Raw genomic sequence first — 26,978 nt, 5'->3', positions numbered from 1 at the left:
CTTCGGGTTGTCAGGCCTGTCGGCGCGTGCCGGCCAGCACCGGCACACTGCCTGCTGCAGGAAACAACACCAGATGGTCGGCGGCGACCTGAATACCAACTTCGGCCCCTGGCTGATAGTCCAGGTGACTGGGGAATACGGCTTCAAGTTGGCTGCCGGTCGGTAGCTGCAGGCGATACAGGGTAGCGGCGCCCTGGAAGCTCTTGCCGACGATGCGTGCCTTGAGCGAGCTGTCGGGCGCGTGCACGATGTCGTCGGGACGCAGCAGCAGATCGACGGCGCTACCGGCAGGCCATGTATAGGCGCGGTTGCCACGCAGAGCACCCAGCTCGGTACCCACCGTCTCCGGATCCAGCAGTTGACCACGTATGAAATAGCCCTGGCCGATGAAGCTGGCCACGAACGGCGTAGCGGGTTCATGGTACAGGTTGTACGGCGTATCCCACTGCTCCAGCCGACCCTCCTTGAATACGCCCACATGATCGCTGACGGCGAAGGCTTCTTCCTGATCATGGGTGACCAGGATCGCGCTGGTACCTCGGCGCTTGAGAATGTCCCGCACTTCGTGACTCAAGCGACGGCGCAGCTCGACGTCAAGGTTGGAGAAGGGTTCGTCCAGCAACAGCAGCTGCGGCTCCGGCGCCAGTGCTCGGGCCAGCGCGACACGCTGTTGCTGGCCACCCGACAATTCATGGGGATAGCGCGCATCCAGGCCACCCAGGTTGACCAGTTCGAGCATGTCGCCGATGACCTGTGCCTGACGCGGGTGCTTGCGAATGCCGAAGGCGATGTTCTGGGCCACGGTCAGGTGGGGAAACAGCGCGTAGTCCTGAAAGACCATGCCGATCCGACGTTTCTCCGGGGCCAGGGTGTGCCCGGCCTTGGAAATGATTTCGCCATCGAGCGTGATCTCGCCTTCATGAACCGGCTCGAAACCGGCGATGGCGCGCAGGGTCGTGGTCTTGCCGCATCCGGAGGAGCCAAGCAGGCAACCGATATCGCCGGCATTAAGGTGCAGATTGAGGTTCTGCACCACGCGTTGGGCGCCGTAGCCGCAGGCCAGGTTGCGCAGTTCGAGCAGCAGTGCGGTGCTCATTCAGGACGGTATCCGGGAGCGACCAGAAATTCCAGCAGCGCCTTCTGCGCATGCAGGCGGTTCTCGGCCTGGTCCCAGGCCACGGCGCGTGGGTCGTCGAGTACGTCGTGGCTGATTTCCTCGCCGCGATGTGCAGGCAGGCAATGCATGAACAACGCGTCGTCGGCCGCCAGGTCGAGCAGCTCGCGGTTGACCTGATAGGGCTTGAACAGCTTCAGGCGGCGGGCGGTTTCTTCTTCCTGGCCCATGGAGGTCCAGACGTCGGTGCTGACCAGATGCGCACCACGTACGGCTTCGCGCGGATCGCGGACCACGCTGACGCGGTCCGGCGCCATGGCGAGGAATCGCGAGTCGGGCTCGAAGCCTTCGGGGCAGGCAATGCGCAGTTGGAAGTCGAACTGGATGGCCGCTTCTATATAGCTGTGGCACATGTTGTTGCCATCGCCGATCCAGGCCACTGTCTTGCCTTGAATGGCACCACGGTGTTCTAGGAACGTCTGCATGTCGGCCAGCAGCTGGCAAGGATGCAGGTCATCGGACAGGCCGTTGATCACCGGTACCCGCGAATTGGCGGCGAACTCGGTCAGTGTCTGGTGGGCGTAGGTGCGGATCATCACCGCATCGAGCATGCGCGACATGACAATGGCACAGTCGCCGATGGACTCGCCACGGCCCAGCTGTGTATCGCGCGGGGACAGGAAAATCGCCTGGCCGCCGAGCTGGATCATGCCGGCTTCGAAGGACAGGCGGGTACGCGTCGACGATTTCTCGAAGATCATGCCCAGTACGCGGTTCTTCAAGGGTTCGAAAAGCACGCTGCGCTGGCGCAGGTCCTTGAGCTCGATGCCTCGACGAATGATGCTGATTAGCTCTTCGGGCGTGCAATCCATAAGGGAGAGAAAGTGCCTTGCGCTCATCATTGACTACCTTTTGCCACGGACCGCAGGTACTCGAAAACAGGTTTTTCGGAAAAACGAGTGAGACCTGCGGCGAAAGCCGCACGGGGCGACGAAATAAGGGAAGGCGCCATCCTATAAGGAACTGTCGCCTTTTACCAACAGCCACTGCAGTTTTGAACGGGGCCAACAAGTTTCACAGGGTTTCGATAGCTGGATGTTTCGCCCGACCATCTGACGTTTCCTAAACATCGGGCGTGGGTTATAAATGCGTCTTGGGAAACACACGGAGTTTGCGGAATGGAATCGAAAGAACAACAACTGCTGGAGCTGCTCGGCCTGACCGCGCGCACCCTGACCCACCTGACGGCATCCATGACCTCGATGTCGTTCGAACTGCTGCGCAGTTCCGACGAGGTCACACGCTCGGCCGGCAAGCACATGATCGATCGCATGGCGACCATCAGCACCGGCCTGGACGACCACTGGCGCCTCATCGGCGAATTGACCGGTGTGCATGTCGCCCAGGAAGAAGTCGAAACTGTCCTGGAAATCCAGCTGCAGGCACTGCCACCTTCGCTGCCGCTGAACTAGTTCGGCACACCTGGCAACGCCTTCGCTCTGAGCAACGGTCAGCGCAAGAGCCCGAGCGTAGCGCTCGGCTTTCCGTTACAATGCCTCACCGTGCCGACGACTGAGTCGGATATACAAGCCGAGCGAGGTGCTCCATGGATATTATCGAAACGATCAAAGAGCAGATTGCCAACAACACAATCCTGCTTTACATGAAAGGCTCGCCGAATGCGCCCCAGTGCGGTTTCTCGGCCAAGGCTTCGCAGGCGATCATGGCCTGTGGCGAAAAGTTCGCCTACGTCGACATCCTGCAGAACCCGGAAATCCGTGCAAACCTGCCCAAGTACGCCAACTGGCCGACTTTCCCGCAGCTGTGGGTGGCCGGCGAGCTGGTAGGCGGTAGCGACATCGTGGCCGAAATGGCCGCCAACGGTGAATTGCAGACGCTGGTCAAGGACGCTTCGGCCAAGGCCGCACAGCCCAAAGCCGACGCGTGATCCGCTTGCTGGCTGGCCTGGGTGCCAGCCAGCCATGAAAAAGCCCCGCCTGTTCACACAGCGCGGGGCTTTTTCATGGTTTCGCGTCAGGGTTGGGAAGACTCAGCTTTCTTCGCCCATGCTCGACTGCAGGTAATTCTCGATCCCGACCTTGTCGATCAGGCTCAGTTGAGTCTCCAGCCAGTCGATCTGTTCTTCCTTGCCTTCAAGGATGTCTTCGAGCATTTCGCGGCTGCCGAAGTCGCCAGCGGTTTCGCAATGAGCGATGGCGCCTTTCAGATCGCCCAGGCCCTTGTATTCGATCTTGAGATCGCAGGCCAGCATTTCACCGGCGTGTTCACCAATCAGAATCTTGCCCAGTTCCTGCAGGTTGGGAATGCCCTCGAGGAACAGCACGCGCTTGATCAGCTTGTCGGCGTATTTCATTGCGTCGATCGACGCCTTGTATTCGTGCTTGCCCAGCTTGTTCAGGCCCCAGTCTTCGTACATGCGGGCATGCAGGAAGTACTGGTTGATGGCGACCAGCTCGTTTCCGAGGATCCTGTTGAGATGCTGGATGACGCTGATATCGCCTTTCATGATCAGAGAGCCTGCGCGGGTATAGGAGTAATGGCGTGAAGTTTGGCCTCAGGAACTAAGCATGTCAAACCTAAGTTATTGAATACTATATGAAAATTAATCGGAATAAGAATGACTGAGTTCCGCGTTTGTTGCTAAGTCGTTGTATTCCAGACATAAAAAAACCGGGCGGGGCCCGGTTTCTTCAAAGACGGTGGTTTCACGCGGGTGTAAATTCTGCTGGGTAGGGCAGTGCAGAGGCTTGAGCGGTCTGGATTTGAGTCAGGGTATCGCGTACCACTTCTTTGGCTAGGCAGGCACATTTACCGCACTGCGTGGCCACGCCGAGGGTTTCACGCACGTCACGAAAGCTGCAGCAGCCTTCGTAGATCGCATCGCGAATCTGACCATCGGTGACACCCTGGCAAAGACAGACATACATACGTAAGAACCGCCGCTGTGTTGGTTTCAATGCGGACGATCCTAATGTTAATGAGAATGCTTGTCAAAGCAACTCGCGACTACGTTTGGCACAAGCGATGAACGGTTGCAGCAGGGGCCGTCGATCGTTCTCGACGTTCCCTGCTGCACCGGTTCAATCGTTGAAATCCTGCCAGCCGCCCATCTGCTTCCAGCGATTGACGATGCCGCAGAACAGCTCGGCGGTCTTCTCCGTGTCGTAGCGAGCCGAGTGAGCCTCGCGCCCGTCGAAATCGATATCGGCGGCCTGGCACGCCTTGGCCAGGACGGTCTGGCCGTAGGCAAGCCCTGCCAGGGTAGCGGTGTCGAAGCTGGAAAAGGGATGGAACGGGTTGCGTTTCATTTCGGTACGCGCAACCGCGGCATTGAGGAAGCCGAGGTCGAAACTGCTGTTGTGGCCCACCAGGATCGCGCGCTTGCAACCGTTGGCCTTCAGCGCCTTGCGGATGCCGCGGAAGATGTCGGTCAACGCTGTCTCTTCGCTGACGGCCATGCGCAGGGGGTGGTCCAGCTTGATACCGGTGAACTCCAGCGCAGCGGCCTCGACGTTGGCCCCCTCGAACGGCTCGACGCGGAAGAAGTAGGTATGGTCGGCAAAGACGAAGCCTTTCTCGTCCATGCCGATGGTCGTTGCGGCGATTTCCAGCAGGGCGTCGGTGGCGCAGTTGAAGCCGCCCGTCTCCACGTCCACGACTACCGGCAGGTAGCCGCGGAAACGTGCGGCCATGGGATGGCGCGAGCCAGTGCCCGAACCGCCCGTGTCTTCGTCGTCGTAGTTGTCTTCACTCACGCATCTTTCTCCAGCAGGCGCCAGCGCAGTTTTTCACCGGCGCGCAGCGGGATGACTACCTGCTCACCGAATGGCAGGCTGGTTGGGGCGGTCCACTCGTCGCGGACCAGGGTAATGGTGTCGGTGTTGCGCGGCAGGCCGTAGAAGTCCGGGCCATGCAGGCTGGCGAAGCCTTCCAGCTTGTCCAGCGCATCACGCTGCTCGAACGCCTCGGCGTACAGCTCGATACCGGCGAAGGCGCTGTAGCAGCCGGCGCAGCCACAGGCCGCCTCCTTGGCATGCTGCGCGTGGGGCGCCGAATCGGTGCCCAGGAAGAACTTGGTGCTGCCGCTGGTGGCGGCGTCGAGCAAGGCAACCTGGTGCGTATTGCGCTTGAGAATCGGCAGGCAATAGAAGTGCGGGCGGATGCCGCCCACCAGCATGTGGTTGCGGTTGTACAGCAGGTGCTGCGGGGTGATGGTCGCCGCGACATTGGCCGGCGCGGCCTTGACGAATTCGGCAGCCTCGGCCGTGGTGATGTGCTCGAACACCACCTTGAGCGCGGGAAAGCGCTCTACCAGCCGGCGCATGTGCTCGTCGATGAAGATCTTTTCGCGGTCGAACACGTCGACATCACCACGGGTGACCTCGCCGTGGATCAGCAGCGGCATGCCGGCATCGCTGAGGGCTTCGAGCGCCTCGGTGATGTTGTCCAGGCTGGTCACCCCGGAATCGGAATTGGTAGTGGCGCCGGCCGGGTACATCTTGGCCGCCTTGACGACGCCGCTGGCCTTGGCGGCGCGGATGTCGGCAGCGCTGGTGCGATCGGTCAGGTACAAGGTCATCAGCGGTTCGAAGGCGCTGCCTGCAGGGCGTGCGGCAAGGATGCGCTGGCGATAGGCATCGGCTTCGGCGGCGGTGCGCACCGGCGGTACCAGGTTGGGCATGACGATGGCGCGGGCGAAGATTCGCGATACATCGGCCACGGTATGCGGCAGCACGGCACCATCACGAAGATGAATGTGCCAGTCGTCGGGACGCAGAAGGGTCAGGCGGTCGGACATTGGGGATTCCAGGCGGTTCGAACTCGCCGCGAATGCTACCGGAAAACGCCGTGCACGGCATCCGCTATCAAGTTTTGCAGGCCATGTCCGATACCTTGGAAGTACCCTGTTCGAACCCGTGGAGCCTGTCGTGCGCCAGCGTTATATTGCCCTGCTCAGTGTGTTTGCCAGCCTTCCGGCCCTGGCGATGAATTTCCAGACCCGTCTGGAGAACGTCGAGTGGAAGGTCGCGGGTGACCAGTTCGAATGCCGCCTGGGCCAGCCGGTGACCAATTTCGGTTCGGCCGAATTCGTCCGCCGTGCCGGCGAGCAGGCCGTGTTTCGCCTGACTTCCGCCAGCCGCCTGCTGGGCACGGGTTCTGCCACGCTGATTGCGGCTGCGGCACCGTGGCAACCCGGTCGCGGCGACATCAATCTGGGCAGCGTACGCCTGGGCCATGGCGAAGCCCTGCTCACCAGCTCGCAAAGCCAGGCCAGCGGCTTGATCAATGGCCTGCTTGAGGGTCGCATGACCCTGGTACGCAGCCAGTCCGGAGGCGGCCAGCCGGTGGAGATCCGCCTGCTCTCGGCGCGTTTCGGCCAGGCTTTCGGCGAGTACCAGGCCTGTGCAGCAAAGTTGATGCCGATGAACTACGACCAGATCCGCCTGAGCGAAGTAGGCTTTCCCCGCAACCTCGAGCTCGATGGGGCGGCCAAGGCGCGCCTGGACAAGCTGCTGGCTTTCATGAAGGCCGATCCGAGCGTCAATCACGTTCAGCTCGACGGGCACTCGGACAACAGCGGCAACCGCCTGGTCAATCGCGATCTGTCCAGGCGTCGGGCCATGGCCGTGCAGGAATACCTGCTGGCCCATGGCTTGAGCGACAGCCAGATCACCTTGCGCTTCCATGGCGAAAGCTACCCGCTGGTGACCAACAACACAGCTGCCAATCGGGCGCGCAACCGCCGTGTGAGCATTGAGTTGAGCCGAGCCGAAGCGGCCCCGAACGTCACCCCAGCTACCGATTCGCCCGCCGTTCTGGCCACGGAAAAACCCCCTGCCAAGCCTTTGTGATTGTCGCTTGTTCAACCAAAGCTGTCGCGCCCCTGTAAATTCGCGGCCTTGGGCGGTAGAATCGACGGCTTTCCGTAGAACCCGTGGAGTGATGGCATGGCGGACGTAAACAAGGTCGTTCTGGCGTATTCCGGCGGCCTGGACACTTCGGTGATCCTCAAGTGGCTGCAGGATACTTATAACTGTGAAGTGGTGACCTTCACTGCCGACCTGGGTCAGGGCGAAGAGGTCGAACCGGCCCGCGCCAAGGCACAGGCCATGGGCGTGAAAGAAATCTACATCGACGATCTGCGCGAAGAATTCGTGCGTGACTTCGTGTTCCCGATGTTTCGCGCCAACACCGTTTACGAAGGCGAGTACCTGTTGGGTACGTCCATCGCTCGTCCGCTGATCGCCAAGCGCCTGATCGAAATCGCCAATGAAACCGGTGCTGATGCCATTTCCCACGGCGCCACCGGCAAGGGCAACGACCAGGTGCGCTTCGAACTGGGCGCCTATGCACTCAAGCCCGGCGTCAAGGTCATCGCACCATGGCGTGAATGGGATCTGCTCTCCCGTGAAAAGCTGATGGACTACGCCGAAAAGCACAACATTCCGATCGAGCGCCACGGCAAGAAGAAATCGCCGTACTCGATGGACGCCAACCTGCTGCACATTTCCTACGAGGGCGGTGTGCTGGAAGACACCTGGACCGAGCACGAAGAAGATATGTGGCGTTGGACCGTCTCGCCGGAGAACGCCCCGGACACCCCACAGTACCTGGAGCTGACCTTCCGCAATGGTGACATCGTCGCGCTGGATGGCGTCGACATGACCCCCGCGACCGTGCTGGCGACGCTGAACCGCATCGGCGGCGAGCACGGCATCGGCCGCCTGGATATCGTCGAGAACCGCTACGTGGGGATGAAGTCCCGTGGTTGCTACGAAACTCCGGGCGGCACCATCATGCTGCGCGCCCACCGTGCGATCGAATCCATCACCCTGGATCGCGAAGTGGCCCACCTCAAGGACGAGCTGATGCCCAAGTACGCCAGCTTGATCTACACCGGCTACTGGTGGAGTCCTGAACGTCTGATGCTGCAACAGATGATCGACGCCTCGCAGGTCAACGTGAACGGTGTGGTCCGACTCAAGCTGTACAAGGGCAATGTGATCGTTACCGGTCGCAAGTCCGACGATTCGCTGTTCGACGCCAACATCGCGACCTTCGAGGAAGATGGCGGCGCCTACAATCAGGCCGATGCCGCAGGCTTCATCAAGCTCAACGCTCTGCGCATGCGTATTGCCGCCAACAAGGGCCGCACGCTGTTCTGATACAGCGCAGGCGTGTCGTCAACCCCGGTTTCGACCGGGGTTTTTTTATCGATCAGCTCAGCAGTACCGTCCACTTCAAACGACCGGGCTGCAGCGCCGCCACTTGGCAATGCAGCCCGGTCAGGCGCGTGACCAGTGCACTGGGCAAGGGTGGCGGTGCAGCCTGGCCCACCAGCACGATCAATAACGGTCGGACGTGCTTGCGCGTTTCCAGAATATCAGCCAGCCGTTCCAGATGGGCTGCCACGCGGGTACGCGTGGGCAACGTGCTGGTGTCGATGATATGCAGATCATTGTGCGCCAGGCGTACCCGGTTATCGGCTCGGTATTTATAAGCGTCCACTTCGTTGTCGAGACTTTCAAGAAAATACGCTGAACTCTCGAAGTCCGAGGGCGAGTAAAGTGCACGTCGATTGAAGTTGAGCGTTGCAAAGAAAAGAATGGCCAGGAAAGTTGGAAAGCCTACCAGAAACCATATATAGATGGTCTGGCTGGTGTCGTCCAGAAACGGCAGGCTCGCCAAGGCCGATGCCTCGACCATGGCCGTGAACAGCGCGATGACGCCCAGCGGATTGGGACGGGTGATCTTCTTGTTAGCCACGTGTGCCTCGCAGGGCCGTGTCCGGCCGGTAGTTGCTGGGCCAACGATAGTAGTAGGGTCGCCGGGCCGCGCAGGATGCATAGTTATCTGCCTGCCGCTGTCGTGGTGCCCACGGGCATGCGCCGCTGCACGCGGTCGCCAAGGCTCTGGCCCGGTGTTTTCCAGCTGAAGTTGTGTAGATCGATTGCCGGTATTTATCCTGCAACAGCTTGGCCGGTTCGAGGTGCACGGCTCAATTGAAGCGGCTGGTCAATTATGCAATGCTCCTGCTCCTTGGTTTTATAAGCAGAGCTCGATGCCGCCAAACACTGTACAGAAATTTTCACCGGCTTAATATGTAGGAATATTCGTCGGGTGTTGTAGGAAGTGTCTTAGTTATTGCCTGCCCAGATTCTCTATCGTCCAAGGCGGCAGTTGTCTGGGGTAATGTGCGGGCTCTAGAATTCGAACAGCGAAAATTGGATCTTCCCATGAATAAAGTGCTGATCGTGGACGACCATCCGGTCATCCGCCTCGCCGTGCGGTTGCTGATGGAGCGCCACGGCTACGAGGTAGTGGCCGAGACCGACAACGGCGTCGACGCGTTGCAACTGGCCCGTGACCACGCCCCGGACATCGTCATTCTCGATATCGGTATTCCCAAGCTCGACGGGCTGGAAGTCATCGGTCGGCTCACGGTCAGCGAGCCTCAGCTCAAGGTGCTGGTGCTGACTTCGCAGGCACCGGGGCATTTCTCCATGCGTTGCATGCAGGCAGGTGCGGCGGGCTACGTGTGCAAACAGCAGGACCTCACCGAACTGCTCAGTGCGATCAAGGCCGTATTGTCCGGCTACAGCTATTTCCCCAATCAGGCGTTGCACTCGGTGCGAGCGAGCCTGGGCAATGCCTCGGAAGCCGATATGGTGGATCGCCTGTCCGGGCGAGAAATGATGGTGTTGCAGCAATTGGCCAAGGGCAAGTCGAACAAGCAGATCGCCGACGGCATGTTCCTCAGCAACAAGACCGTGAGTACCTACAAGACGCGCCTGCTGCAGAAACTCAATGCTCGCTCGCTCGTCGACCTGATCGAGTTGGCTCAGCGCAATGGGTTGGCCTGATCTGCAGGCAAGCCATGTGGCCTATATATCGAAATCGTAGTCAGCCAACTGCCGTTGCAGACGTTTTTCCTCGAGCAGGTTATCGATCGTACGGCGCTTGCTCAGATTGCTCTTGACGGGCTCGACGACGGGCTCGGCTTCTTCACTTTCTACGGTGGTGAAGTCGTCTTCCGTTTCCAGCACTTCGTTATCGGTACTCATGATGTCAGCTCCAGGCATGTGCTGCCAATGGCGGACCTTATAGCGATATTCGAAGACGGCGTAAAAAAGATTTTTTCAATCGAGAGCTGAGCTCTTACAGGCAACCTCAATCGTCGCTGGTCTTGTGCTTGTATTCACACAGGTCTTCGATGCGACAGCTACCACAGCGGGGCTTTCGCGCCTGACAAACGTAGCGTCCGTGCAGGATCAGCCAGTGGTGCGAGTCGAGCAGGTACGCGCGGGGCACGAACTTCATCAGTTTCTGCTCGACCTCGACCACGTTTTTCCCCGGCGCGATCCCGGTGCGGTTGCTGACACGAAATATGTGAGTGTCGACGGCCATGGTCAGTTGCCGAAACGCCGTATTGAGCACCACGTTGGCGGTCTTGCGTCCAACGCCAGGCAGCGCTTCGAGAGCTTCGCGGGTCTGCGGCACCTGGCCGTCGTGCCGTTCCACGAGCAGGCGGCAGGTTTCGATGACATTGCGCGCCTTGCTGTTGTACAGGCCGATGGTCTTGATGTAGCTCGACAGCCCTTCGACGCCCAGCGCATGCATCGCCTGGGGAGTCGGTGCGACGGGGAATAATTTCGCGGTGGCCTTGTTCACGCCCACGTCAGTGGATTGTGCAGAGAGAATGACGGCGATCAGCAGCTCGAAGGCAGACCCATAGGCCAGTTCCGTCTTGGGCTCTGGATTGTCTTCGTGCAGTCGACGGAAGATTTCCTGGCGTTTCGTCGCGTTCATCGGGTGAATAGATCCTTGGCAGGCTGGGCTAGAGTGTTTGCAGTGCGGCGAGCTGACGTTCGGCGGCCTCATGCTCGCGGCCCAAGGTGTCGAGCACGAGGAATTGCTCGAATGTTGGCGGGGTCACGAAAGCCTTCCGGGTTTTCACCAGCTGTGCGCGGGTCATGGCCACGGCAATCTTCGCCTGTTTCAGGGCGCTATCGCCACCGCTGGCCTTGGCCGCCTTCGCTGCCTTGATCCGTTCGAGTGCCGACAGGGCTGGGCCCTGCGCTAGCGCAACGGTCGCTGAACGCAGGGGCCTTGGCGCTCGCTCGGCCTGTCGGGCAGTCTCGACCCGTTGCAAGCGCTCGTTGCGGGCCTGGTAGCGTTGTCGGGCCTGACCGCGCTTTCGCAGCCGAGCGCGTTGCTGTTCGGGACCGCACGAAGGGTCGCTCGCCAGCGACGTGAAAGCCGATGTCGGCGCCGGGCGCATCTCGATGCAGTCGACGGGGCAGGGCGCCACGCACAGGTCGCAACCCGTGCATTCGTCTGCCAGTACGCTGTGCATCAACTTGGCCGCGCCGAGAATGGCGTCCACCGGGCAGGCTTGAATGCATTTGGTACAGCCGATGCATTCCGCCTCGCGTATGTAGGCGACCTGGGCGGGTGCCGTGCCGCGTTCCGGGTCCGGTGCCAGTACCGGCAACTGCAGCAACTGCGCCAGGGCGACGATGGTCGAATCACCCCCTGGCGGGCAACGGTTGATCGGTTCACCGGCGGCAATACCGGCCGCGTAGGGCTTGCAGCCGGCATGGCCACATTTGCCGCATTGAGTCTGCGGCAGCAATGCGTCGATGCGTTGGATCAGGGTCATGGGCCGGCCGGAGTGCGGATGAGGGCAGATGGCAAGGGTGACGTTGGCAGCAGCCTGGCCCGTCGTCATGCGCTGAAGATGACGGGCAGGGTGCGCGAGCCGCGGACCTATTTGATGCGCTGGCCGGGCTTGGCGCCGCTGTCGGGGCTGAGCAGGTAGATTTCTTCGCCGCCAGGGCCCGCTGCCATGACCATGCCTTCGGAGATGCCGAAGCGCATCTTGCGAGGCTTGAGGTTGGCAATCATCATGGTCAATCGACCTTCCAGCGCGGCCGGGTCAGGATAGGCGCTCTTGATCCCGGAGAAGACGTTGCGCTGTTCATCGCCGATGTCCAGGGTCAAACGCAGCAGCTTGTCTGCGCCTTCCACCGCTTCGGCCTTGAGGATCAGCGCGACACGCAGGTCGACCGCGGCAAAGGCGTCGAAGTCGATCTCGGCGGCCAGTGGTTCCTTGGTCAGCTCGCCGTTGCCGGTGGCGGGCGCAGGTGCGACAGGATCCTGGGCAGCGGCGAGGTCTTGCTTGGAGGCATCGGTCATCGCCTGCACCTTGACCGGGTCGATACGGGTCATCAAGGCCTGGAACGGGTTGAGTCGATGGTCGGCGAGCCATGTGGCATGGTCGTCCCAGCTCAGGGGTTCGACATTGAGGAAGCGTTCGGCTTCGCGGGCCAGCTCGGGCAATACCGGCTTGAGGAAGATGATCAGCTGACGGAACAGGTTGATGCCCACCGCACAGACGGCCTGTACCTCGTCGCCGCGGCCTTCCTGCTTGGCCAGCGACCACGGCGCTTTCTCGGCAATCCAGGCGTTGGCACGGTCGGCCAGTGCCATGATTTCGCGCATGGCACGGGCGAAGTCGCGGACTTCATAGGCTTCGGCGATGCTTGGCGTCGCATCGAGGAACGCCTGGGTCAGCTCCGGCGCGGCATTGACGGTGACCAGCACGCCGTCGTTGCCCTTGTGGACGAAACCGGCGCAGCGGCTGGCGATGTTGACCACCTTGCCCACCAGGTCGGAGTTGACCTTCTGCACGAAGTCATCGAGGTTGACGTCCAGGTCGTCCACGCCACGGCCCAGCTTCGATGCGAAGTAGTAGCGCAGGTATTCGGGTGCCAGGTGATCCAGGTAGGTACGGGCCTTGATGAAGGTGCCGCGCGACTTGGACATCTTCTCGCCATTGACCGTGAGGAAGCCGTGCACGTTCAGCGCGGTCGGCTTGCGGTAGCCGGCGCCTTCGAGCATGGCTGGCCAGAACAGCGCATGGAAGTTGATGATGTCCTTGCCGATGAAGTGGTACAGCTCTGCCGTCGAATCCTTGCCCCAGTACGCATCGAAGTCGAGTTCGGGGCGGCGGGCGCAGAGGTTCTTGAAGCTGGCCATGTAGCCGATCGGCGCATCCAGCCACACGTAGAAATACTTGCCTGGCTCGCCGGGAATCTCGAAGCCGAAATACGGCGCGTCGCGGGAAATGTCCCACTCCTGCAGGCCGGCATCGAGCCACTCGGCGATCTTGTTGGCCACTGCGTCCTGCAAGGTGCCGCTGCGAGTCCAGCCTTCGAGCATCTGCTGGAAGTCAGGCAACTTGAAGAAGAAGTGCTGGGAATCCTTGAGTACGGGCGTGGCGCCCGAGATCGCCGATTTCGGATCCTTGAGCTCGGTGGGTGCGTAGGTGGCGCCGCACTTTTCGCAGTTGTCGCCGTACTGGTCGGCTGCCGCACACTTGGGACAGGTGCCCTTGATGAAGCGGTCGGCCAGGAACATCTGCTTCTGCGGGTCGAAGTACTGGGTGACCGAACGCTGGGCAATATGACCGGCTTCGCGCAGTTTCAGGTAGATCTCGCTCGACAGCTCGCGGTTTTCTTCACAGTGGGTGGAGTGGAAATTGTCGAAGTCCACCAGGAAGTCGGCGAAGTCGGCGCTGTGCTCGGCCTTGACGTTGGCGATCAGCTGTTCCGGCGTGATGCCTTCCTTTTCCGCGCGCAGCATGATGGCCGAGCCATGGGCGTCATCTGCACAGACATAGACGCACTGATTGCCGCGATGCTTCTGGAAGCGCACCCACATATCGGTCTGGATGTACTCCAGCATATGGCCAAGGTGGATGGAACCGTTGGCATAGGGCAGGGCGCTGGTGACGAGAATCTTGCGTGGCTCGGACATGGGGCTCGGCTACTGGAAGTGAAACGAAGACCGAACACTATAAAGGGGCCAAGGGATTTTTTCACCTGTTGTCAGGGCTTGCGAGCAGCGTTCGGTGATCCGTCCGCGTCAGTGCGATCATGCCAATGCGACAAAATGCCTCAAGTCGCTGCGAGGACGGCCGACAACCTGAGATTAGGAGACTTCCCTCATGATTCCGCCCCTGATCCCGATCAGCGTCGTGCCGGTGACCTCGCAACTGGACCCGGTCAAGTCCACGCCCAGCATCGCGCCGGTCGCGCCAGCCCAGCCCGGCTCGAACGAAACCGCCATCGACCTGCGCCATCACGATGCCGACCAGACCGCCCTGCTCCTGCGCGAGGAGCAGCGACGACGCCAGCGTGAGGGCCGGCAGCCAGACCCCGACGAGCACACGCCGGTGCCGGGTGACTCGCTCAACGCCGACAATACGGTTCCGGTGGCGCCTTTGGTCGAGGACCCGCCGCGCCAGGGGCTGTGGGTCGATATCCAGGTCTAGTCAGAGCCGTTCGCGCGCTGCATCATGGACCATCCTTTCGCCATCCGACCCGACACTGCCATGAGCCAAGACGACAACCTGATCGATTTTGCCAGCGAACGCGGCAAGCGCATCCATGACCTCAAGGACAAGCGCCTCAACGAAATGCGTCAGGCATTCGAACAGGCGCTGCCACTGGCCCAGGCCAAGGCCGGGAAGAAAGCCAAGAAGCCGAAGAAGCGCTGAAGGCCCTTCAGCCGATGCTGATGGGGGGCGGGCTGACCAGGGTCACGGTCTGCTGCTTGCGTGGCGCAAGAATTTCCGCCTCGCCGTCGACCACCAGTTCATCGCGCTGATTGAACACGCGAGTGGCAATGCGGACGCGGAACTTGGGCAGTTTCTCGAGGATTTCCAGGCGCACGGTCAGGGTGTCGCCCAGTTTCACCGGCTTCTGGAAGCTCATCTGCTGGCCCAGGTAGATGGTGCCGGGCCCTGGCAGCTCGCATGCCACTGCGGCGCTGATCAGCGCACCACTGAACATGCCATGGGCGATGCGTTCCTTGAACATGCTGCTGGCGGCGAATTCTGCGTCGAGGTGCACCGGGTTGTGGTCGCCCGACATGGCGGCGAACAGCTGGATGTCGCGTTCCTGCACGGTCTTGCTGAAGCTGGCGGTCTGGCCGACCTCGAGCGCTTCGTACGGGGTATTGGTGACTTGGGTCATGAGCGGTGGGTCCTTGGCTTGGCGACGGTCGTGGCCGCGTCAAATAGATTCACGATGTTAACAGCGGGGTCGTGCGCATTTGCGTGGGTTGCGGCAGCTGCTAACGTCGGCAGCATACCGCAGGCGCAATGGCCGGGCGGGCTTCGAATCAGAGGACAATAATAATGCATCCTGATTTCTGGAACGACAAGCGCCCACCGGGCGTGCCCCACACGCTCCCCGTCGATGAATTCACGTCCATTGTCGATGTGTTCGACCGCTCCTGCAGCACCTTTGCCGATCGTCCGGCCTTCAGCAACATGGGCGTTACCCTGACCTACGCCGAGCTCGATCGGCTCTGCAGCGCTTTTGCCAGCTGGCTGCAGCAGCACACCGATCTGGTCCCCGGCGACCGCATCGCCGTGCAGTTGCCCAATGTCCTGCAGTACCCGATCGCGGTGTTCGGCGCGCTGCGCGCGGGCCTGGTCGTGGTCAATACCAACCCTCTATATACCGTGCGGGAAATGCGCCATCAGTTTCGCGATTCCGGTGCGCGGGCGCTGGTCTACCTCAATCTGTTCGGCGACAAGGTCGAACAGGTGCTGCCGGACACCACGCTGCACTACCTGATCGAAGCCCGCCTGGGCGATCTGATGCCCACTGCCAAGGGTTGGCTGGTCAACACGCTGGTGAGCAAGGTGAAGAAGCGCGTGCCTGCCTACCATCTACCCCAGGCGGCGTCGTTCAAGACGGTTCTGGCGCGAGGCGCAGAGCTTGCGCCACGTCCGGTAGCGCCGACCCTCGAAGACCTCGCGGTGCTGCAGTACACCGGCGGCACCACTGGCCTGGCCAAGGGCGCCATGCTCACCCATGGCAATCTGGTCGCCAACATGCAGCAGGTACGGGCGTGTTTCCATCAGCTCGACGAACAGGGGCAGACGATCCTGCAGCAAGGCCACGAGGTGATGATCGCGCCGCTGCCGCTGTACCACGTGTATGCGTTCACCGCGAACTGCCTGTGCATGATGGTCACCGGCAACCATAACGTGCTGATCACCAACCCCCGCGATATCGGTGCCTTCATCAAGGAGCTGAAAAAATGGCGGTTCACCGCGCTGCTCGGCCTGAACACGCTGTTCGTGGCATTGATGGAGCACCCGCAGTTCCGTTCGCTGGACTTCTCCCGCCTCAAGGTGACCAACTCCGGCGGCACGGCTTTGGTCAAGGCCACTGCCGAACGCTGGGAAAGCCTTACCGGTTGCCGCATCGTCGAAGGCTATGGCCTGACCGAGACTTCGCCGGTGGCCTGCACCAACCCGTATGGCCAGAGCGCGCGCATCGGCAGCGTGGGTATTCCTGTGGTTGGCACGGCGTTGAAGGTGATCGACGAGCAGGGCTGCGAGTTGCCGTTGGGCGAGCGGGGCGAGCTGTGCATCCAGGGGCCCCAGGTGATGCGCGGCTACTGGCAGCAGTCCGAGGCGACCGCCGAGGCGCTGGACGCGCAAGGCTGGTTCAAGACCGGCGACATCGCCGTCATAGATCCCGATGGCTACGTGCGCATCGTCGACCGCAAGAAAGACCTGATCATCGTGTCCGGTTTCAACGTCTATCCCAACGAGATCGAGGACGTAGTCATGGCCCATCCGCAAGTGGCCAACTGCGCGGCCATTGGCGTGGCGGACGCGCGCTCAGGCGAGGCGGTCAAGCTGTTCGTCGTGGCTCGGGATCCGCAACTGACCACGACCGAGCTGATGGCCTACTGCAAGGCCAACTTCACCGGCTACAAGCTGCCACGGGAAATTGTCCTGCGCGATGCCTTACCGATGACGCCCGTGGGCAAGATCCTGCGGCGTGAGCTGCGCGACGAGTGACGCGCAATGCAGGCGCCAGGCGCTGGTGTCACAGCCCTCGAACGCTGACGCCTGCTGGCCTGCGTCGTGTGAAATCAGGTGTGACCGGAATTGACGATCCGGTCACAATGGTTACCGGCGAGCCACCTTCGGCCTCTAGTCGCCTTATGGCAAAGCTGCTACTCTCGGCGCGCTTTTCGGCATTCGGACCTGTAGCGGTCGTGCTGACATATCAATAATAATCGCATCGAATGCGGTGAAGATTCGCTGGCGCTGGAGGAGTGGGCTTCCATGATCGAAAATTTCTGGAAGGATAAGTATCCGGCTGGAATCGCGGCGGATATCGATCCAGACATGTACCCCAATATCCAGGCGGTGCTCAAGCAGTCCTGCCAGCGCTTCGCCGACAAGCCGGCGTTCACCAATCTGGGCAAGACCCTCAGCTACGGCGAGCTCTATGAGCTGTCCGGTGCCTTTGCCGCGTACCTGCAGCAGCACACCGACCTGGTGCCGGGTGACCGCATTGCGGTGCAGTTGCCAAACGTCCTGCAGTATCCGGTGGCGGTCTTCGGTGCCATTCGCGCAGGCCTGGTGGTGGTCAATACCAACCCGCTGTACACCGCGCGGGAAATGGAACACCAGTTCAAGGACTCCGGCGCCAAGGCCCTGGTCTGTCTGGCCAACATGGCGCACCTGGCAGAAAAGGTCGTGCCCAAAACGGCCGTGCGCCACGTCATCGTCACCGAAGTCGCCGACCTGCTGCCACCGCTCAAGCGACTGCTGGTCAACAGCGTGATCAGGTACGTGAAGAAAATGGTCCCGGCCTATCACCTGCCGCGTGCGGTGAAGTTCAACGACGTGTTGAGCAAGGGTCGCGGCCAGGCCGTCACCGAGGCCAATCCGGCCAGCTCGGAAGTAGCCGTGCTGCAATATACCGGCGGTACCACCGGGGTGGCCAAGGGGGCGATGCTCACCCACCGCAACCTGGTCGCCAACATGCTGCAGTGCAAGGCCTTGATGGGCGCCAACCTCGATGAAGGCTGCGAAGTGCTGATCACGCCGCTGCCGCTCTACCACATCTATGCCTTCACCTTTCATTGCATGGCGATGATGCTGATCGGCAACCACAACGTGCTGATCAGCAATCCGCGCGACCTGCAGGCGATGGTCAAGGAGCTTTCCAAGTGGAAGTTCAGCGGCTTCGTCGGGCTCAACACGCTGTTCGTGGCCCTGTGCAACAACGATGCGTTCCGCAAGCTCGACTTCTCGGCGTTGAAAGTCACCCTGTCGGGGGGCATGGCCCTGCAACTGGCGGCCGCCGAACGCTGGAAAGAGGTGACGGGCTGTGCCATCTGCGAGGGCTATGGCATGACCGAAACCAGCCCGGTCGCCTCGGTGAACCCCAACCAGCGCATCCAGATCGGCACCATCGGCATTCCAGTACCGTCCACCCTGGCCAAGATCATCAACGATGCGGGCGAAGAGCTGCCGTTGGGCGAAATCGGCGAGTTGTGCATCAAGGGCCCACAGGTCATGAAGGGCTACTGGCAGCGCCAGGACGCCACTGCCGAGATCCTCGACGCCCAGGGCTGGCTGAAGACCGGCGACATCGCACTGATACAGCCCGACGGCTACATGCGTATCGTCGATCGCAAGAAGGACATGATCCTGGTCTCCGGTTTCAACGTGTACCCCAACGAGCTTGAGGATGTCCTTGCGACCCTGCCGGGCGTGCTGCAGTGCGCCGCCATCGGCATACCGGACGAAAAGTCCGGCGAGTCGATCAAGATCTTCGTCGTGGCCAAGCCGGGTGTCACCCTGACCAAGGAGAAGGTCATGGAGCACATGCGTGCCAACGTCACCGGCTACAAGGTGCCGCGCACGGTGGAATTCCGCGACGTGCTGCCGACCACCAACGTGGGCAAGATCCTGCGGCGTGAACTGCGCGACGAAGAACTGAAGAAACTGGGCATCAAGAAATCGGCCTGATCTCTGCCCAGCTCCGGGGGCTGCCGACACAACCCCCGCAAATCTGCGACAATCGCGGGGTGTAACCTTCGACGTACCCCACCAAGACCTCTGCGTACCTGATGACCGACCAAACCGTTTCGATTGACCAGCTTCTGAAAAACCTCGACCAGGCCATGATCGGCGACCGTCACCGCCTGCGCAGACAGTTGCACGAACTGCGCAAGCGTCCTGACGAGGCGAAGCTTGGCCAATGGGTCGAGAAAGTCCAGGCCTCGTTCGCCCGCGTCCAGGCGCGTCGGCTGAGCGTGCCAAGCGTGCGCTACGACGAAGGCCTGCCGATTGCCGCCAAGCGCGACGAGATCAAGAAAATCCTCGCCGAGCACCAGGTGCTGATCATTGCCGGTGAAACCGGCTCGGGCAAGACCACCCAGTTGCCCAAGATCTGCCTGGAAATGGGCCGCGGCCAGCATGGTCTGATCGCTCATACCCAACCGCGCCGGATCGCCGCGCGCAGCGTGGCCAGTCGGGTCGCCGAGGAATTGGCCACGCCATTGGGCGGGTTGGTTGGCTATCAGGTGCGCTTCGAAGACCAGAGCGATGCCAATACCCTGGTCAAGCTGATGACTGATGGCATCCTGCTGGCCGAGACCCAGCACGACCGCTTCCTCGAACGCTACGACACCATCATCGTCGACGAAGCGCACGAACGCAGCCTCAACATCGATTTTCTGCTGGGCTACCTGAAGACCCTGCTGCCACGGCGGCCCGACCTCAAGGTCATCATCACCTCGGCCACCATCGATCTGCAGCGTTTCTCCGAGCACTTCGACGACGCGCCGATCATCGAGGTGTCCGGGCGGACCTTCCCGGTGGACACTTGGTATCGGCCGCTCACTGCCGAGCAGGACGAGGAAGGCAATCAGATCGAGAACGACCTGACCGTCGACCAGGCGATCCTGGCGACGCTCGACGAAATCGCCGCCTTCGAGCGCAGCGAGCGCAAGACGCCGGGCGACGTGCTGGTGTTCCTGCCCGGCGAGCGCGAGATTCGCGATGCCGCCGACATGCTGCGCAAGGCGCAGCTGCGGCACACGGAAATTTTGCCGCTGTACGCGCGCCTGTCGCCGGCCGAGCAGCAGCGCATCTTTCAGTCCCATCCCGGGCGCCGTGTGGTTCTGGCCACCAACGTGGCGGAAACGTCGCTGACCGTGCCAGGCATTCGCTACGTGATCGACAGCGGCACCGCACGCATCAGTCGCTACAGCTACCGTGCCAAGGTCCAGCGCCTGCCGATCGAGGCGGTGTCCCAGGCCAGCGCCAACCAGCGCAAGGGTCGCTGTGGCCGGGTCGAGCCGGGCATCTGCATCCGCCTGTACAGCGAAGAGGATTTTCTCTCGCGCCCCGAATTCACCGATCCGGAAATCCTGCGCACCAACCTGGCGGCGGTGATTCTGCAGATGCTGCACCTGCGCCTGGGCGAAATCGACCAGTTTCCGTTCATCGAGCCGCCTGATGGCAAGGCTATCAGCGATGGCTTCAATCTTTTGCAGGAGTTGTCCGCGGTCAACCGCGAGAACCAGCTCACGCCAATGGGCCGCCAGTTGGCCCGGTTGCCGATCGACCCGCGGCTGGGCCGCATGCTGCTCGAGGGCGCGCGCCAGGGCAGCCTGCAGGAAGTCTTGATCATTGCCAGCGTGCTCTCGGTGCAGGACCCGCGCGAGCGTCCGCCCGAGCGCCAGCAGGCTGCCGACCAGGCGCATGCGCAATGGAAGGATGCCGATTCGGACTTCGCCGCGCTGGTCAATCTGTGGCGTGGTTTCGAAACCCAGCGCCAGGAGCTGGGCGCAAGCGCGTTGCGCAACTGGTGCCGCAAACAGTTCCTCAATTACCTGCGCCTGCGCGAATGGCGCGATGCGCATCGGCAACTGAGCCTGATCTGCCGTGACCTGCAGCTGGAAGTGAACAAGGACGCTGCGGACTATCCCAGGTTCCACAAGGCGGTGCTGTCCGGCCTGCTCAGTCAGATCGGCCAGAAGACCGAAGACGGCGACTACCTGGGCGCACGCCAGCGTCGCTTCTGGGTCCACCCGTCCTCGGGCATGGGGCGCAAGAAGCCTCAGTGGCTGATGGCCGCCGAGCTGGTCGAAACGACCAAGCTGTATGCGCGCATGGTCGCCAAGATCGAACCTGACTGGATCGAACCGCTGGCCGGGCATCTGATCAAGAAGAACCATTTCGAACCGCATTGGGAGAAGAAGCGCGGCCAGGTGGTGGCGTTCGAGCAGATCACGCTCTACGGCATGATCGTGGTTGGCCGGCGCCCGGTGCATTTCGGCCCCATTGATCCGGTGACGTCACGCGAGCTGTTCATTCGCGAAGGCTTGGTACGTGGCGAGATCCAGTCGCGGGCCAAGTGCCTGACGGCCAATCGCCTGCTGCTCGAGCAACTCGACGAGCTGGAGGCCAAGGCCCGCCGCCGCGACATTCTCGCCGACGAAGAAACCCTCTACGGCTTCTATGAGGCACGCCTTCCTGCCGAGATTCACCAGACCGCGACCTTCGACAGCTGGTACAAGGTCAACAGTCAGAAACAACCCGATCTACTGATCATGCGCGAAGAGGACGTACTGGCCCGCGAGGCGAGCGAAGTCACTGCCGCGCAGTACCCGGACACCCTGCGGCTGGGCGACCTGAGCCTGCAGCTGAGCTACCACTTCGAGCCCAATCATCCGCGCGATGGCGTGACGTTGTGCGTGCCCGCGCCGCTGCTGCCCGCTTTGCCGGGTGAGCGTCTGGAGTGGCTGGTGCCGGGGTTGCTGGAAGCCAAATGCATTTCGCTGGTGCGCAACCTGCCCAAGGCCTTGCGCAAGAACTTCGTGCCGGTGCCGGACTTCGTTCGCGCAGCGCTCGCACGCCTGACGTTCGGCGCAGGCTCGCTGCCGCAGGCGCTGGGGGGCGAATTGCTGCGCATGACCGGCGCGCGAGTCAGCGACGAGGCGTGGGCCGAGGCGGCCCAGCAGGTCGACAGCCATCTGCGCATGAACATCGAAGTGCTCGACGGCCAGGGCAAGTTTCTGGGTGAAGGGCGTGACCTGGCCGAGCTGACCGCGCGCTTCGCCGAGGCCAGCAGCGCGGCGTTGGCCGTGCCGAGCACGGCCAAGAGCCAGCAACCGGTGCAGGCCAAGGCGTTCGCCAAGGTCGAGCAGACTACCCAGCAGAACATCGCCGGACTGTCGATGACGGTGTATCCCGCATTGGTCGAAGAGGGTGGTACGGTCAAGGAAGGGCGCTTCTCGACAGCGGCCGAAGCCGAATACCAGCATCGCCGCGCTCTGCAGCGCCTGTTGCTGCAGCAGTTGGCCGAGCCTGCCAAGTTCCTGCGCGGCAAGTTGCCGGGCCAGACCGAGCTGGGCCTGTTGTACCGCGAACTGGGCCGTGTCGAAGCCTTGGTCGAGGATATTCTGCTGGCCAGCCTCGACGGCTGCGTGCTCGAGGGCGAGGCCAGCCTGCCGCGCGATGGCGTGGCACTGGCAACGCTGGCCGAGCGCAAGCGCGGTGCCTGGGCGGAGCATGCCGAGCGTCTGGCGCGCCTGACCCTGGATATTCTCAAGCTCTGGCACGGCCTGCAGAAGCGCTTCAAGGGCAAGATCGATCTGACCCATGCCGTGGCGTTGAACGATATCAAGCAGCAACTGGGCAATCTGGTCTATCCCGGTTTTGTGCGCGACACCCCCGCGGCGTGGTTGAAGGAAATGCCGCGCCTGCTCAGGGCTGTCGAGCTACGCTTGGAGAAACTGCCCAGCCAGGTGCAGAAAGACCGGGTCTGGAGCGGTGAGCTGTCCAATCTCTGGAGCCAGTATCAGGCACGCCTGAACAAGCATGGCCAGGAAGGCAAGCGTGATCCACAGCTGGCGGCCTACCGCTGGCTGCTGGAGGAGTATCGAGTGTCGCTGTTCGCGCAGCAGTTGGGCACCAAGGTGCCGGTATCGGACAAGCGCTTGAGCAAGCAGTGGAGCGCAGTGGACGCCTGAATCTGCCCGGGTCGATTGACCTGGGCCTGCGTGGCGTCCATGTGAATGAGTTGCCCCTAACAATAGAGGAACGAGCGTGCATAACGTCGTCATCAGCGGCACCGGCCTGTATACGCCGGCCCAGAGCATCTCCAACGAAGAGCTGGTCGAGTCTTTCAACCACTACGTCGAAGCGTTCAATGCAGACAACGCCGCCGCCATCGAGCGTGGCGATGCACAGGCGCTGGCGCCGTCCAGCGCGGCTTTCATCGAGAAGGCCAGTGGCATCAAGAGCCGCTTCGTCATGGACAAGGCCGGGATTCTCGATCCGCAGCGGATGAAACCGCACCTGCCCGAGCGCAGCAATGACGAGCAGTCCATTCTGTGCCAGATGGCGGTCGCTGCGGCGGAGCAGGCGCTGCAACGGGCCGGTCGCACTGCCGCCGATGTCGACGCGGTGATCGTTGCCTGTTCCAACCTGCAACGTCCCTATCCGGCGGTGGCCATCGAGGTGCAGCAGGCGCTGGGTATTCAGGGTTTCGGCTTCGACATGAACGTGGCCTGTTCCTCGGCCACCTTCGGCATTCAGCAGGCCAGTAACAGTGTTCAGTTGGGGCAGGCGCGCGCAGTACTGGTGGTGAGCCCTGAGATCTGCACCGGGCACCTGAATTTCCGCGACCGCGACAGCCACTTCATCTTCGGCGATGCAGCAACGGCCGTATTGGTGGAACGGGCAGACCTGGCCACTTCGACTAACCAGTTCGACATCGTCAGCACCCGTCTGCAGACGCAGTTCTCCAACAATATCCGCAACAACTTCGGTTTCCTCAATCGGGCCGAAGCGTTGGGGGCAGGAGGCGACGACAAGCTGTTCGTGCAGGAAGGCCGCAAGGTGTTCAAGGAAGTCTGCCCGATGGTTGCCGAACTGATCAGCGCCCATTTGGCGCAGAACGACATTGCCGTGCAAAGCGTCAGGCGCTTTTGGCTGCATCAGGCCAACCTGAGCATGAATCACTTGATCGTGAAGAAGCTGCTTGGCCGCGACGCCAGCGTCGACGAGGCGCCGGTGATTCTCGACCGGTATGCCAATACCAGTTCGGCGGGATCGATGATTGCCTTGCACACCCATCAGGATGATCTGGCGCCAGGCTCGCTCGGGGTGTTGAGCTCCTTCGGCGCAGGCTACTCCATCGGCAGCGTGATTCTGCGCAAGCGCTGATCGACTGCCGCAACACCAATGAAAAAGACGCAACCTGCGATGAACTCGCACGTTGCGCCTTTTTCAGTAGGGCGATGTGGAGTTAGAACTTGGCTTCCAGGTCCAGTTGCAGGGTGTTCACGTCGGCATCGGTGCGGGTCCGGCTGGCAACGTCGGATTCGGCCAGGAAGTAGGTGGCACCCACGGCGAAGTTCTTGTCGATTTCGTAGCCCAGCTTGACCTTGTGGCCGCGCGAGCCGGTGAAGCCGTTGGCGAAGTCGGAGTCGGTGAAAGCCCCCACCACGGCGTTGCGCTGCACGTCGCGGTAGTTGTAGTCCAGGCCGAAGCCGGCAAACTTGGTCTTGAAGCCGGCCAGCCAGGCAGTGTCCTGCTTGCCGACCAGAGCGGTGGCTTCGGCATCACCGTTGACCACGTACTGACCATAGACCGACAGCGGCAACGGCAGGCCGGTGATGTCCAGTTGACCAAAGCCTTCGTACAGGGTGAATTCGGTGGAGGCGTTGCCGTTGACGGCCAGCACGGCGGCGGCGTTGGTGGCGTTGTCATTGTCGTAGGAATAGACGCTGCCGCCCAGGGTCATCTTGACGTTGTCGCCCAGCGCAAAGCGCGCGCCGGCCTGGCCGGTGTACATGCGCAGGTCGTGCTCGAACTGGCGACCTTCGCCGTCGATGTTGTCGGTCAGTACGTAGTAGCCCGTGCTGCCGAACAGTTCAGCGCCGCCCAGAGGCAGCTTGTAGGTGGCGGCTACGCCCTCGGGGTTGATGTCGCCGTCCCAGATCACGTCGCCCATGCTGACCCAAGGCTGGGCCATCTTGCCGCCGATCAGGTGCAGGTCCTTGATGGCGGTAGGGTGCCAGTCGAGGTAAGCCTGGTCGAGCCAGATGGATTTCTTGCTGAAGGCGCCGTCCAGGCTCTGGTTGGTGGAGCGGGCGTCGGCGCTGCTGCCGGTGGCGACGCGGATGCCGGCATCGACCTGTGGGTTGATTTCACTGTAGACGCCGATGCGGGCGCGGATGCGCTGGCGGTCCTGGTTGCGGTCGCCGCTGGAACCATCGCGCTCGCCATCGACGTTGATGCTTTCGTGGCGCAGGCGTACGTCGCCCTTGATCTGTGTCTTTGCGGCCCAGGCGACTTTCTGGTCGAACGCGCTCATCTTCTTCGATTGTTCGGCGGCGGCCACTTGCTGGGCCTGTTTCTCACCGTCTAGCTCGGTCTTCAATTCGGCGTATTGCGCAGCGTTGATCGAGCCATTGGCGCGCAGCATGTCGAGCAGCTTGGCATCGACCGCGGCACTGGCCTGGGTGCTGATGGCCATGAGGACGGTGGCGCTCAGGCTGACCTTGGTGAGTGTTGAAACACGACGCATGACATTCTCCCTATCGCAAAAAAGGCCGGCAAGCGCCGAGCCTGAAAGTACTTCCGGACGCGCCTGGCAGACGGCGTGGCTGACCCCGGAAAACTGGCGCAAGTATTGCGAGGGGTGATGACAAAATAATGTCAGAACAATGGCTTAGCGATGACACTGAAATGACTGAATAGCTTGAGCCAGAGCCTTTGCCGAGTGATGGCACCGTATTCGCGGGTGACCGCGACGAGAGCCTGCGCGATACTGGGCGGCACGTCCCGTCAATTGGAGCCCTACCGATGCCGCTGCATGTAGCTGCCAGCTTGTCCGCCATCGACGCCGCGCAGTGGGACGCGCTGCTGCCTGAACCGCAGCCGTTCCTGCGGCATGCTTTTCTAAGCGCGCTGGAGGACAGCGGCAGCCTGGGCGAGCGCTCGGGCTGGGCGCCCGAGCACCTGGTGCAGATCGAAGAAGGGCGGCTGGTGGCGGCGTTGCCCAGCTACCGCAAGTGGCATTCCTACGGGGAGTACGTGTTCGATCACGGCTGGGCCGACGCTTGCGAGCGCGCTGGTATCGACTATTACCCCAAGCTGCTTGGCGCGGTGCCCTTCAGTCCGGTGAGTGGTCCGCGACTGCTTGCGCGTCTCCCTGGGGACGGGGTCGAGCTGCTGCGCTGTGTGCCGGGCTATCTGGAGATGGAAGGGCTCAGTGGTGCCCACGTCAATTTCACCGACCCCGCCCTCGATGAACTGTTGAGGGCCGAGCAGGGCTGGATGGAGCGGTTGGGCTGCCAGTATCACTGGCACAACAGAGGCTATCGGGACTTCGATGATTTTCTCGATGCACTGAGCTCGCGCAAGCGCAAGCAGATGCGCAAGGAGCGGGAGCAGGTGCGAGCCCAGGGTATCGAGTTCGAATGGCGCGAAGGCGCGCAGGTGAGCGAAGCCGAATGGGATTTCGTCTATGCGTGTTATGCCAATACGTACTTGGTACGCGGGCGTTCGCCGTACCTGACCCGGGATTTTTTCAGCCTTTTGGCCGAACGGATGCCCGAGGCGATACGTTTGGTGCTGGCGACTCACGAGCGGCGTCCGGTGGCCATGGCTTTCAGCCTGGTGGGTGGGGGCAGTTTCTACGGCCGTTATTGGGGCTGCCTGGCCGAGTATGACCGGCTGCACTTCGAAACCTGTTTCTATCAAGGCATGGACTATGCAATCGCCCACGGCATCGAGCGGTTCGATGCCGGGGCGCAGGGCGAGCACAAGTTGATTCGCGGGTTCGAGCCGGTGATCACGCGCTCATGGCACTACCTGCGCCACCCAGGGCTACGCGATGCGGTGGAAAATTTTCTGCAGGCCGAGCGGGCAGGGGTGCTGGCCTACGCCGAGCAGGCACGGGAAGCCTTGCCGTATCGGCAGGCCTGAACA

General features: G+C 61.8%; 24 protein-coding genes and 1 pseudogene. 12 read left to right on the top strand and 13 right to left on the bottom strand.

The genetic code is table 11. From position 1 onward, the window contains the following. Positions 1-10: 10 nt before the first annotated feature. Together IFT76_RS05040 and argF are read right to left on the bottom strand one after the other, a co-directional pair. Entirely contained in the window at positions 11-1,096 is a 1,086-nt protein-coding gene (locus IFT76_RS05040) for an ABC transporter ATP-binding protein (RefSeq protein WP_192057557.1), read from the bottom strand. Then, positions 1,093-2,013: an ornithine carbamoyltransferase gene (gene argF, locus IFT76_RS05035; RefSeq protein ID WP_192057556.1), complete on the bottom strand. Its 921-nt coding sequence runs from the start codon at positions 2,011-2,013 to the stop codon at positions 1,093-1,095. The genes IFT76_RS05040 and argF overlap by 4 nt, the downstream gene beginning before the upstream one ends. Positions 2,014-2,292: 279 nt before the next feature. Here argF and IFT76_RS05030 point away from each other — a divergent pair, with 279 nt between their 5' ends. Further along, positions 2,293-2,586, top strand: a complete 294-nt coding sequence (locus IFT76_RS05030; RefSeq protein ID WP_122479249.1) for a hypothetical protein — start codon at positions 2,293-2,295, stop codon at positions 2,584-2,586. A 134-nt stretch (positions 2,587-2,720) separates the two neighbouring features. Further along, positions 2,721-3,062 (top strand): Grx4 family monothiol glutaredoxin, encoded by a 342-nt coding sequence (gene grxD, locus IFT76_RS05025; protein ID WP_043187303.1) that lies wholly within the window; start codon positions 2,721-2,723, stop codon positions 3,060-3,062. A gap of 102 nt (positions 3,063-3,164) precedes the next feature. On the opposite strand, the gene bfr is transcribed toward grxD, so the two are convergent. The 4 genes from bfr to pyrC form a co-directional block, all read right to left on the bottom strand. Then, positions 3,165-3,641 carry a bacterioferritin gene (gene bfr, locus IFT76_RS05020; RefSeq protein WP_122713240.1) on the bottom strand — a complete coding sequence of 159 codons (477 nt, stop codon included), beginning with the start codon at positions 3,639-3,641 and terminating at the stop codon, positions 3,165-3,167. A 199-nt stretch (positions 3,642-3,840) separates the two neighbouring features. After that, positions 3,841-4,062, bottom strand: coding sequence for a bacterioferritin-associated ferredoxin (locus IFT76_RS05015; protein WP_122479247.1), 222 nt, complete (start codon positions 4,060-4,062; stop codon positions 3,841-3,843). Between the two features lie 153 nt (positions 4,063-4,215). Next, positions 4,216-4,890 carry a ribonuclease T gene (gene rnt, locus IFT76_RS05010; protein WP_122479246.1) on the bottom strand — a complete coding sequence of 225 codons (675 nt, stop codon included), beginning with the start codon at positions 4,888-4,890 and terminating at the stop codon, positions 4,216-4,218. Further along, the gene (gene pyrC / locus IFT76_RS05005; protein WP_192057555.1) at positions 4,887-5,933 is read right to left on the bottom strand and encodes a dihydroorotase; all 1,047 of its coding nucleotides are present in this window, start codon (positions 5,931-5,933) and stop codon (positions 4,887-4,889) included. The genes rnt and pyrC overlap by 4 nt, the downstream gene beginning before the upstream one ends. 130 nt (positions 5,934-6,063) lie before the next feature. Here pyrC and IFT76_RS05000 point away from each other — a divergent pair, with 130 nt between their 5' ends. Further along, positions 6,064-6,987: an OmpA family protein gene (locus tag IFT76_RS05000; RefSeq protein WP_192057554.1), complete on the top strand. Its 924-nt coding sequence runs from the start codon at positions 6,064-6,066 to the stop codon at positions 6,985-6,987. A 96-nt stretch (positions 6,988-7,083) separates the two neighbouring features. Next, the gene (locus IFT76_RS04995) at positions 7,084-8,301 is read left to right on the top strand and encodes an argininosuccinate synthase (RefSeq protein WP_122479243.1); all 1,218 of its coding nucleotides are present in this window, start codon (positions 7,084-7,086) and stop codon (positions 8,299-8,301) included. A 52-nt stretch (positions 8,302-8,353) separates the two neighbouring features. Here IFT76_RS04995 and IFT76_RS04990 read toward each other — a convergent pair whose 3' ends face one another. Next, positions 8,354-8,902 (bottom strand): hypothetical protein, encoded by a 549-nt coding sequence (locus tag IFT76_RS04990; RefSeq protein ID WP_122479242.1) that lies wholly within the window; start codon positions 8,900-8,902, stop codon positions 8,354-8,356. A gap of 470 nt (positions 8,903-9,372) precedes the next feature. Here IFT76_RS04990 and IFT76_RS04985 point away from each other — a divergent pair, with 470 nt between their 5' ends. Further along, positions 9,373-9,999 carry a response regulator transcription factor gene (locus tag IFT76_RS04985; protein ID WP_122479241.1) on the top strand — a complete coding sequence of 209 codons (627 nt, stop codon included), beginning with the start codon at positions 9,373-9,375 and terminating at the stop codon, positions 9,997-9,999. 21 nt (positions 10,000-10,020) lie between these two features. Here the strand turns inward: IFT76_RS04985 and IFT76_RS04980 are convergent, their stop codons facing one another. The 4 genes and pseudogenes from IFT76_RS04980 to metG all read right to left on the bottom strand — a co-directional run bounded on the left by IFT76_RS04980 (position 10,021) and on the right by metG (position 13,957). Beyond that, positions 10,021-10,200 carry a PA3496 family putative envelope integrity protein gene (locus IFT76_RS04980; RefSeq protein WP_192053803.1) on the bottom strand — a complete coding sequence of 60 codons (180 nt, stop codon included), beginning with the start codon at positions 10,198-10,200 and terminating at the stop codon, positions 10,021-10,023. A gap of 106 nt (positions 10,201-10,306) precedes the next feature. Then, positions 10,307-10,945 (bottom strand): endonuclease III, encoded by a 639-nt coding sequence (nth, locus tag IFT76_RS04975; protein ID WP_122479240.1) that lies wholly within the window; start codon positions 10,943-10,945, stop codon positions 10,307-10,309. Between the two features lie 37 nt (positions 10,946-10,982). After that, a pseudogene (locus tag IFT76_RS04970) lies at positions 10,983-11,798 on the bottom strand (RnfABCDGE type electron transport complex subunit B); the annotation flags it as partial. A gap of 107 nt (positions 11,799-11,905) precedes the next feature. Further along, positions 11,906-13,957 (bottom strand): methionine--tRNA ligase, encoded by a 2,052-nt coding sequence (gene metG / locus IFT76_RS04965; RefSeq protein WP_192057552.1) that lies wholly within the window; start codon positions 13,955-13,957, stop codon positions 11,906-11,908. A 190-nt stretch (positions 13,958-14,147) separates the two neighbouring features. Here metG and IFT76_RS04960 point away from each other — a divergent pair, with 190 nt between their 5' ends. Then, positions 14,148-14,474, top strand: a complete 327-nt coding sequence (locus IFT76_RS04960; RefSeq protein ID WP_122479237.1) for an aspartate-semialdehyde dehydrogenase — start codon at positions 14,148-14,150, stop codon at positions 14,472-14,474. A 60-nt stretch (positions 14,475-14,534) separates the two neighbouring features. After that, positions 14,535-14,699, top strand: coding sequence for a hypothetical protein (locus IFT76_RS04955; RefSeq protein ID WP_163007605.1), 165 nt, complete (start codon positions 14,535-14,537; stop codon positions 14,697-14,699). Positions 14,700-14,706: 7 nt separating this feature from the next. Here the strand turns inward: IFT76_RS04955 and IFT76_RS04950 are convergent, their stop codons facing one another. Next, positions 14,707-15,177, bottom strand: a complete 471-nt coding sequence (locus tag IFT76_RS04950) for a MaoC family dehydratase (RefSeq protein WP_043187336.1) — start codon at positions 15,175-15,177, stop codon at positions 14,707-14,709. Positions 15,178-15,341: 164 nt separating this feature from the next. On the opposite strand from IFT76_RS04950, the gene fadD2 reads away from it, so the two are divergent. The 4 genes from fadD2 to IFT76_RS04930 all read left to right on the top strand — a co-directional run bounded on the left by fadD2 (position 15,342) and on the right by IFT76_RS04930 (position 24,206). Further along, positions 15,342-17,027: a long-chain-fatty-acid--CoA ligase FadD2 gene (fadD2, locus tag IFT76_RS04945; protein ID WP_192057551.1), complete on the top strand. Its 1,686-nt coding sequence runs from the start codon at positions 15,342-15,344 to the stop codon at positions 17,025-17,027. Positions 17,028-17,297: 270 nt separating this feature from the next. Beyond that, positions 17,298-18,995 (top strand): long-chain-fatty-acid--CoA ligase FadD1, encoded by a 1,698-nt coding sequence (fadD1, locus tag IFT76_RS04940; protein ID WP_122479235.1) that lies wholly within the window; start codon positions 17,298-17,300, stop codon positions 18,993-18,995. Between the two features lie 101 nt (positions 18,996-19,096). Next, on the top strand, positions 19,097-23,008 hold the full coding sequence (gene hrpA / locus IFT76_RS04935; RefSeq protein WP_192057550.1) for an ATP-dependent RNA helicase HrpA: 3,912 nt from the start codon (positions 19,097-19,099) through the stop codon (positions 23,006-23,008). A 76-nt stretch (positions 23,009-23,084) separates the two neighbouring features. Further along, the gene (locus IFT76_RS04930; protein WP_192057549.1) at positions 23,085-24,206 is read left to right on the top strand and encodes a beta-ketoacyl-ACP synthase III; all 1,122 of its coding nucleotides are present in this window, start codon (positions 23,085-23,087) and stop codon (positions 24,204-24,206) included. A gap of 82 nt (positions 24,207-24,288) precedes the next feature. Here the strand turns inward: IFT76_RS04930 and IFT76_RS04925 are convergent, their stop codons facing one another. Next, entirely contained in the window at positions 24,289-25,572 is a 1,284-nt protein-coding gene (locus IFT76_RS04925) for a putative porin (RefSeq protein ID WP_122479232.1), read from the bottom strand. A 278-nt stretch (positions 25,573-25,850) separates the two neighbouring features. Here IFT76_RS04925 and IFT76_RS04920 point away from each other — a divergent pair, with 278 nt between their 5' ends. After that, positions 25,851-26,975 carry a GNAT family N-acetyltransferase gene (locus tag IFT76_RS04920; protein WP_192057548.1) on the top strand — a complete coding sequence of 375 codons (1,125 nt, stop codon included), beginning with the start codon at positions 25,851-25,853 and terminating at the stop codon, positions 26,973-26,975. Positions 26,976-26,978: the final 3 nt, after the last annotated feature.

This window comes from Pseudomonas sp. CFBP 13727 (assembly GCF_014841915.1).
Taxonomy (GTDB): Bacteria; Pseudomonadota; Gammaproteobacteria; order Pseudomonadales; family Pseudomonadaceae; genus Aquipseudomonas; species Aquipseudomonas baltica.
Note: the sequence above shows the minus strand (reverse complement) of the source record. Positions and strands in the feature narration are given on the sequence as shown.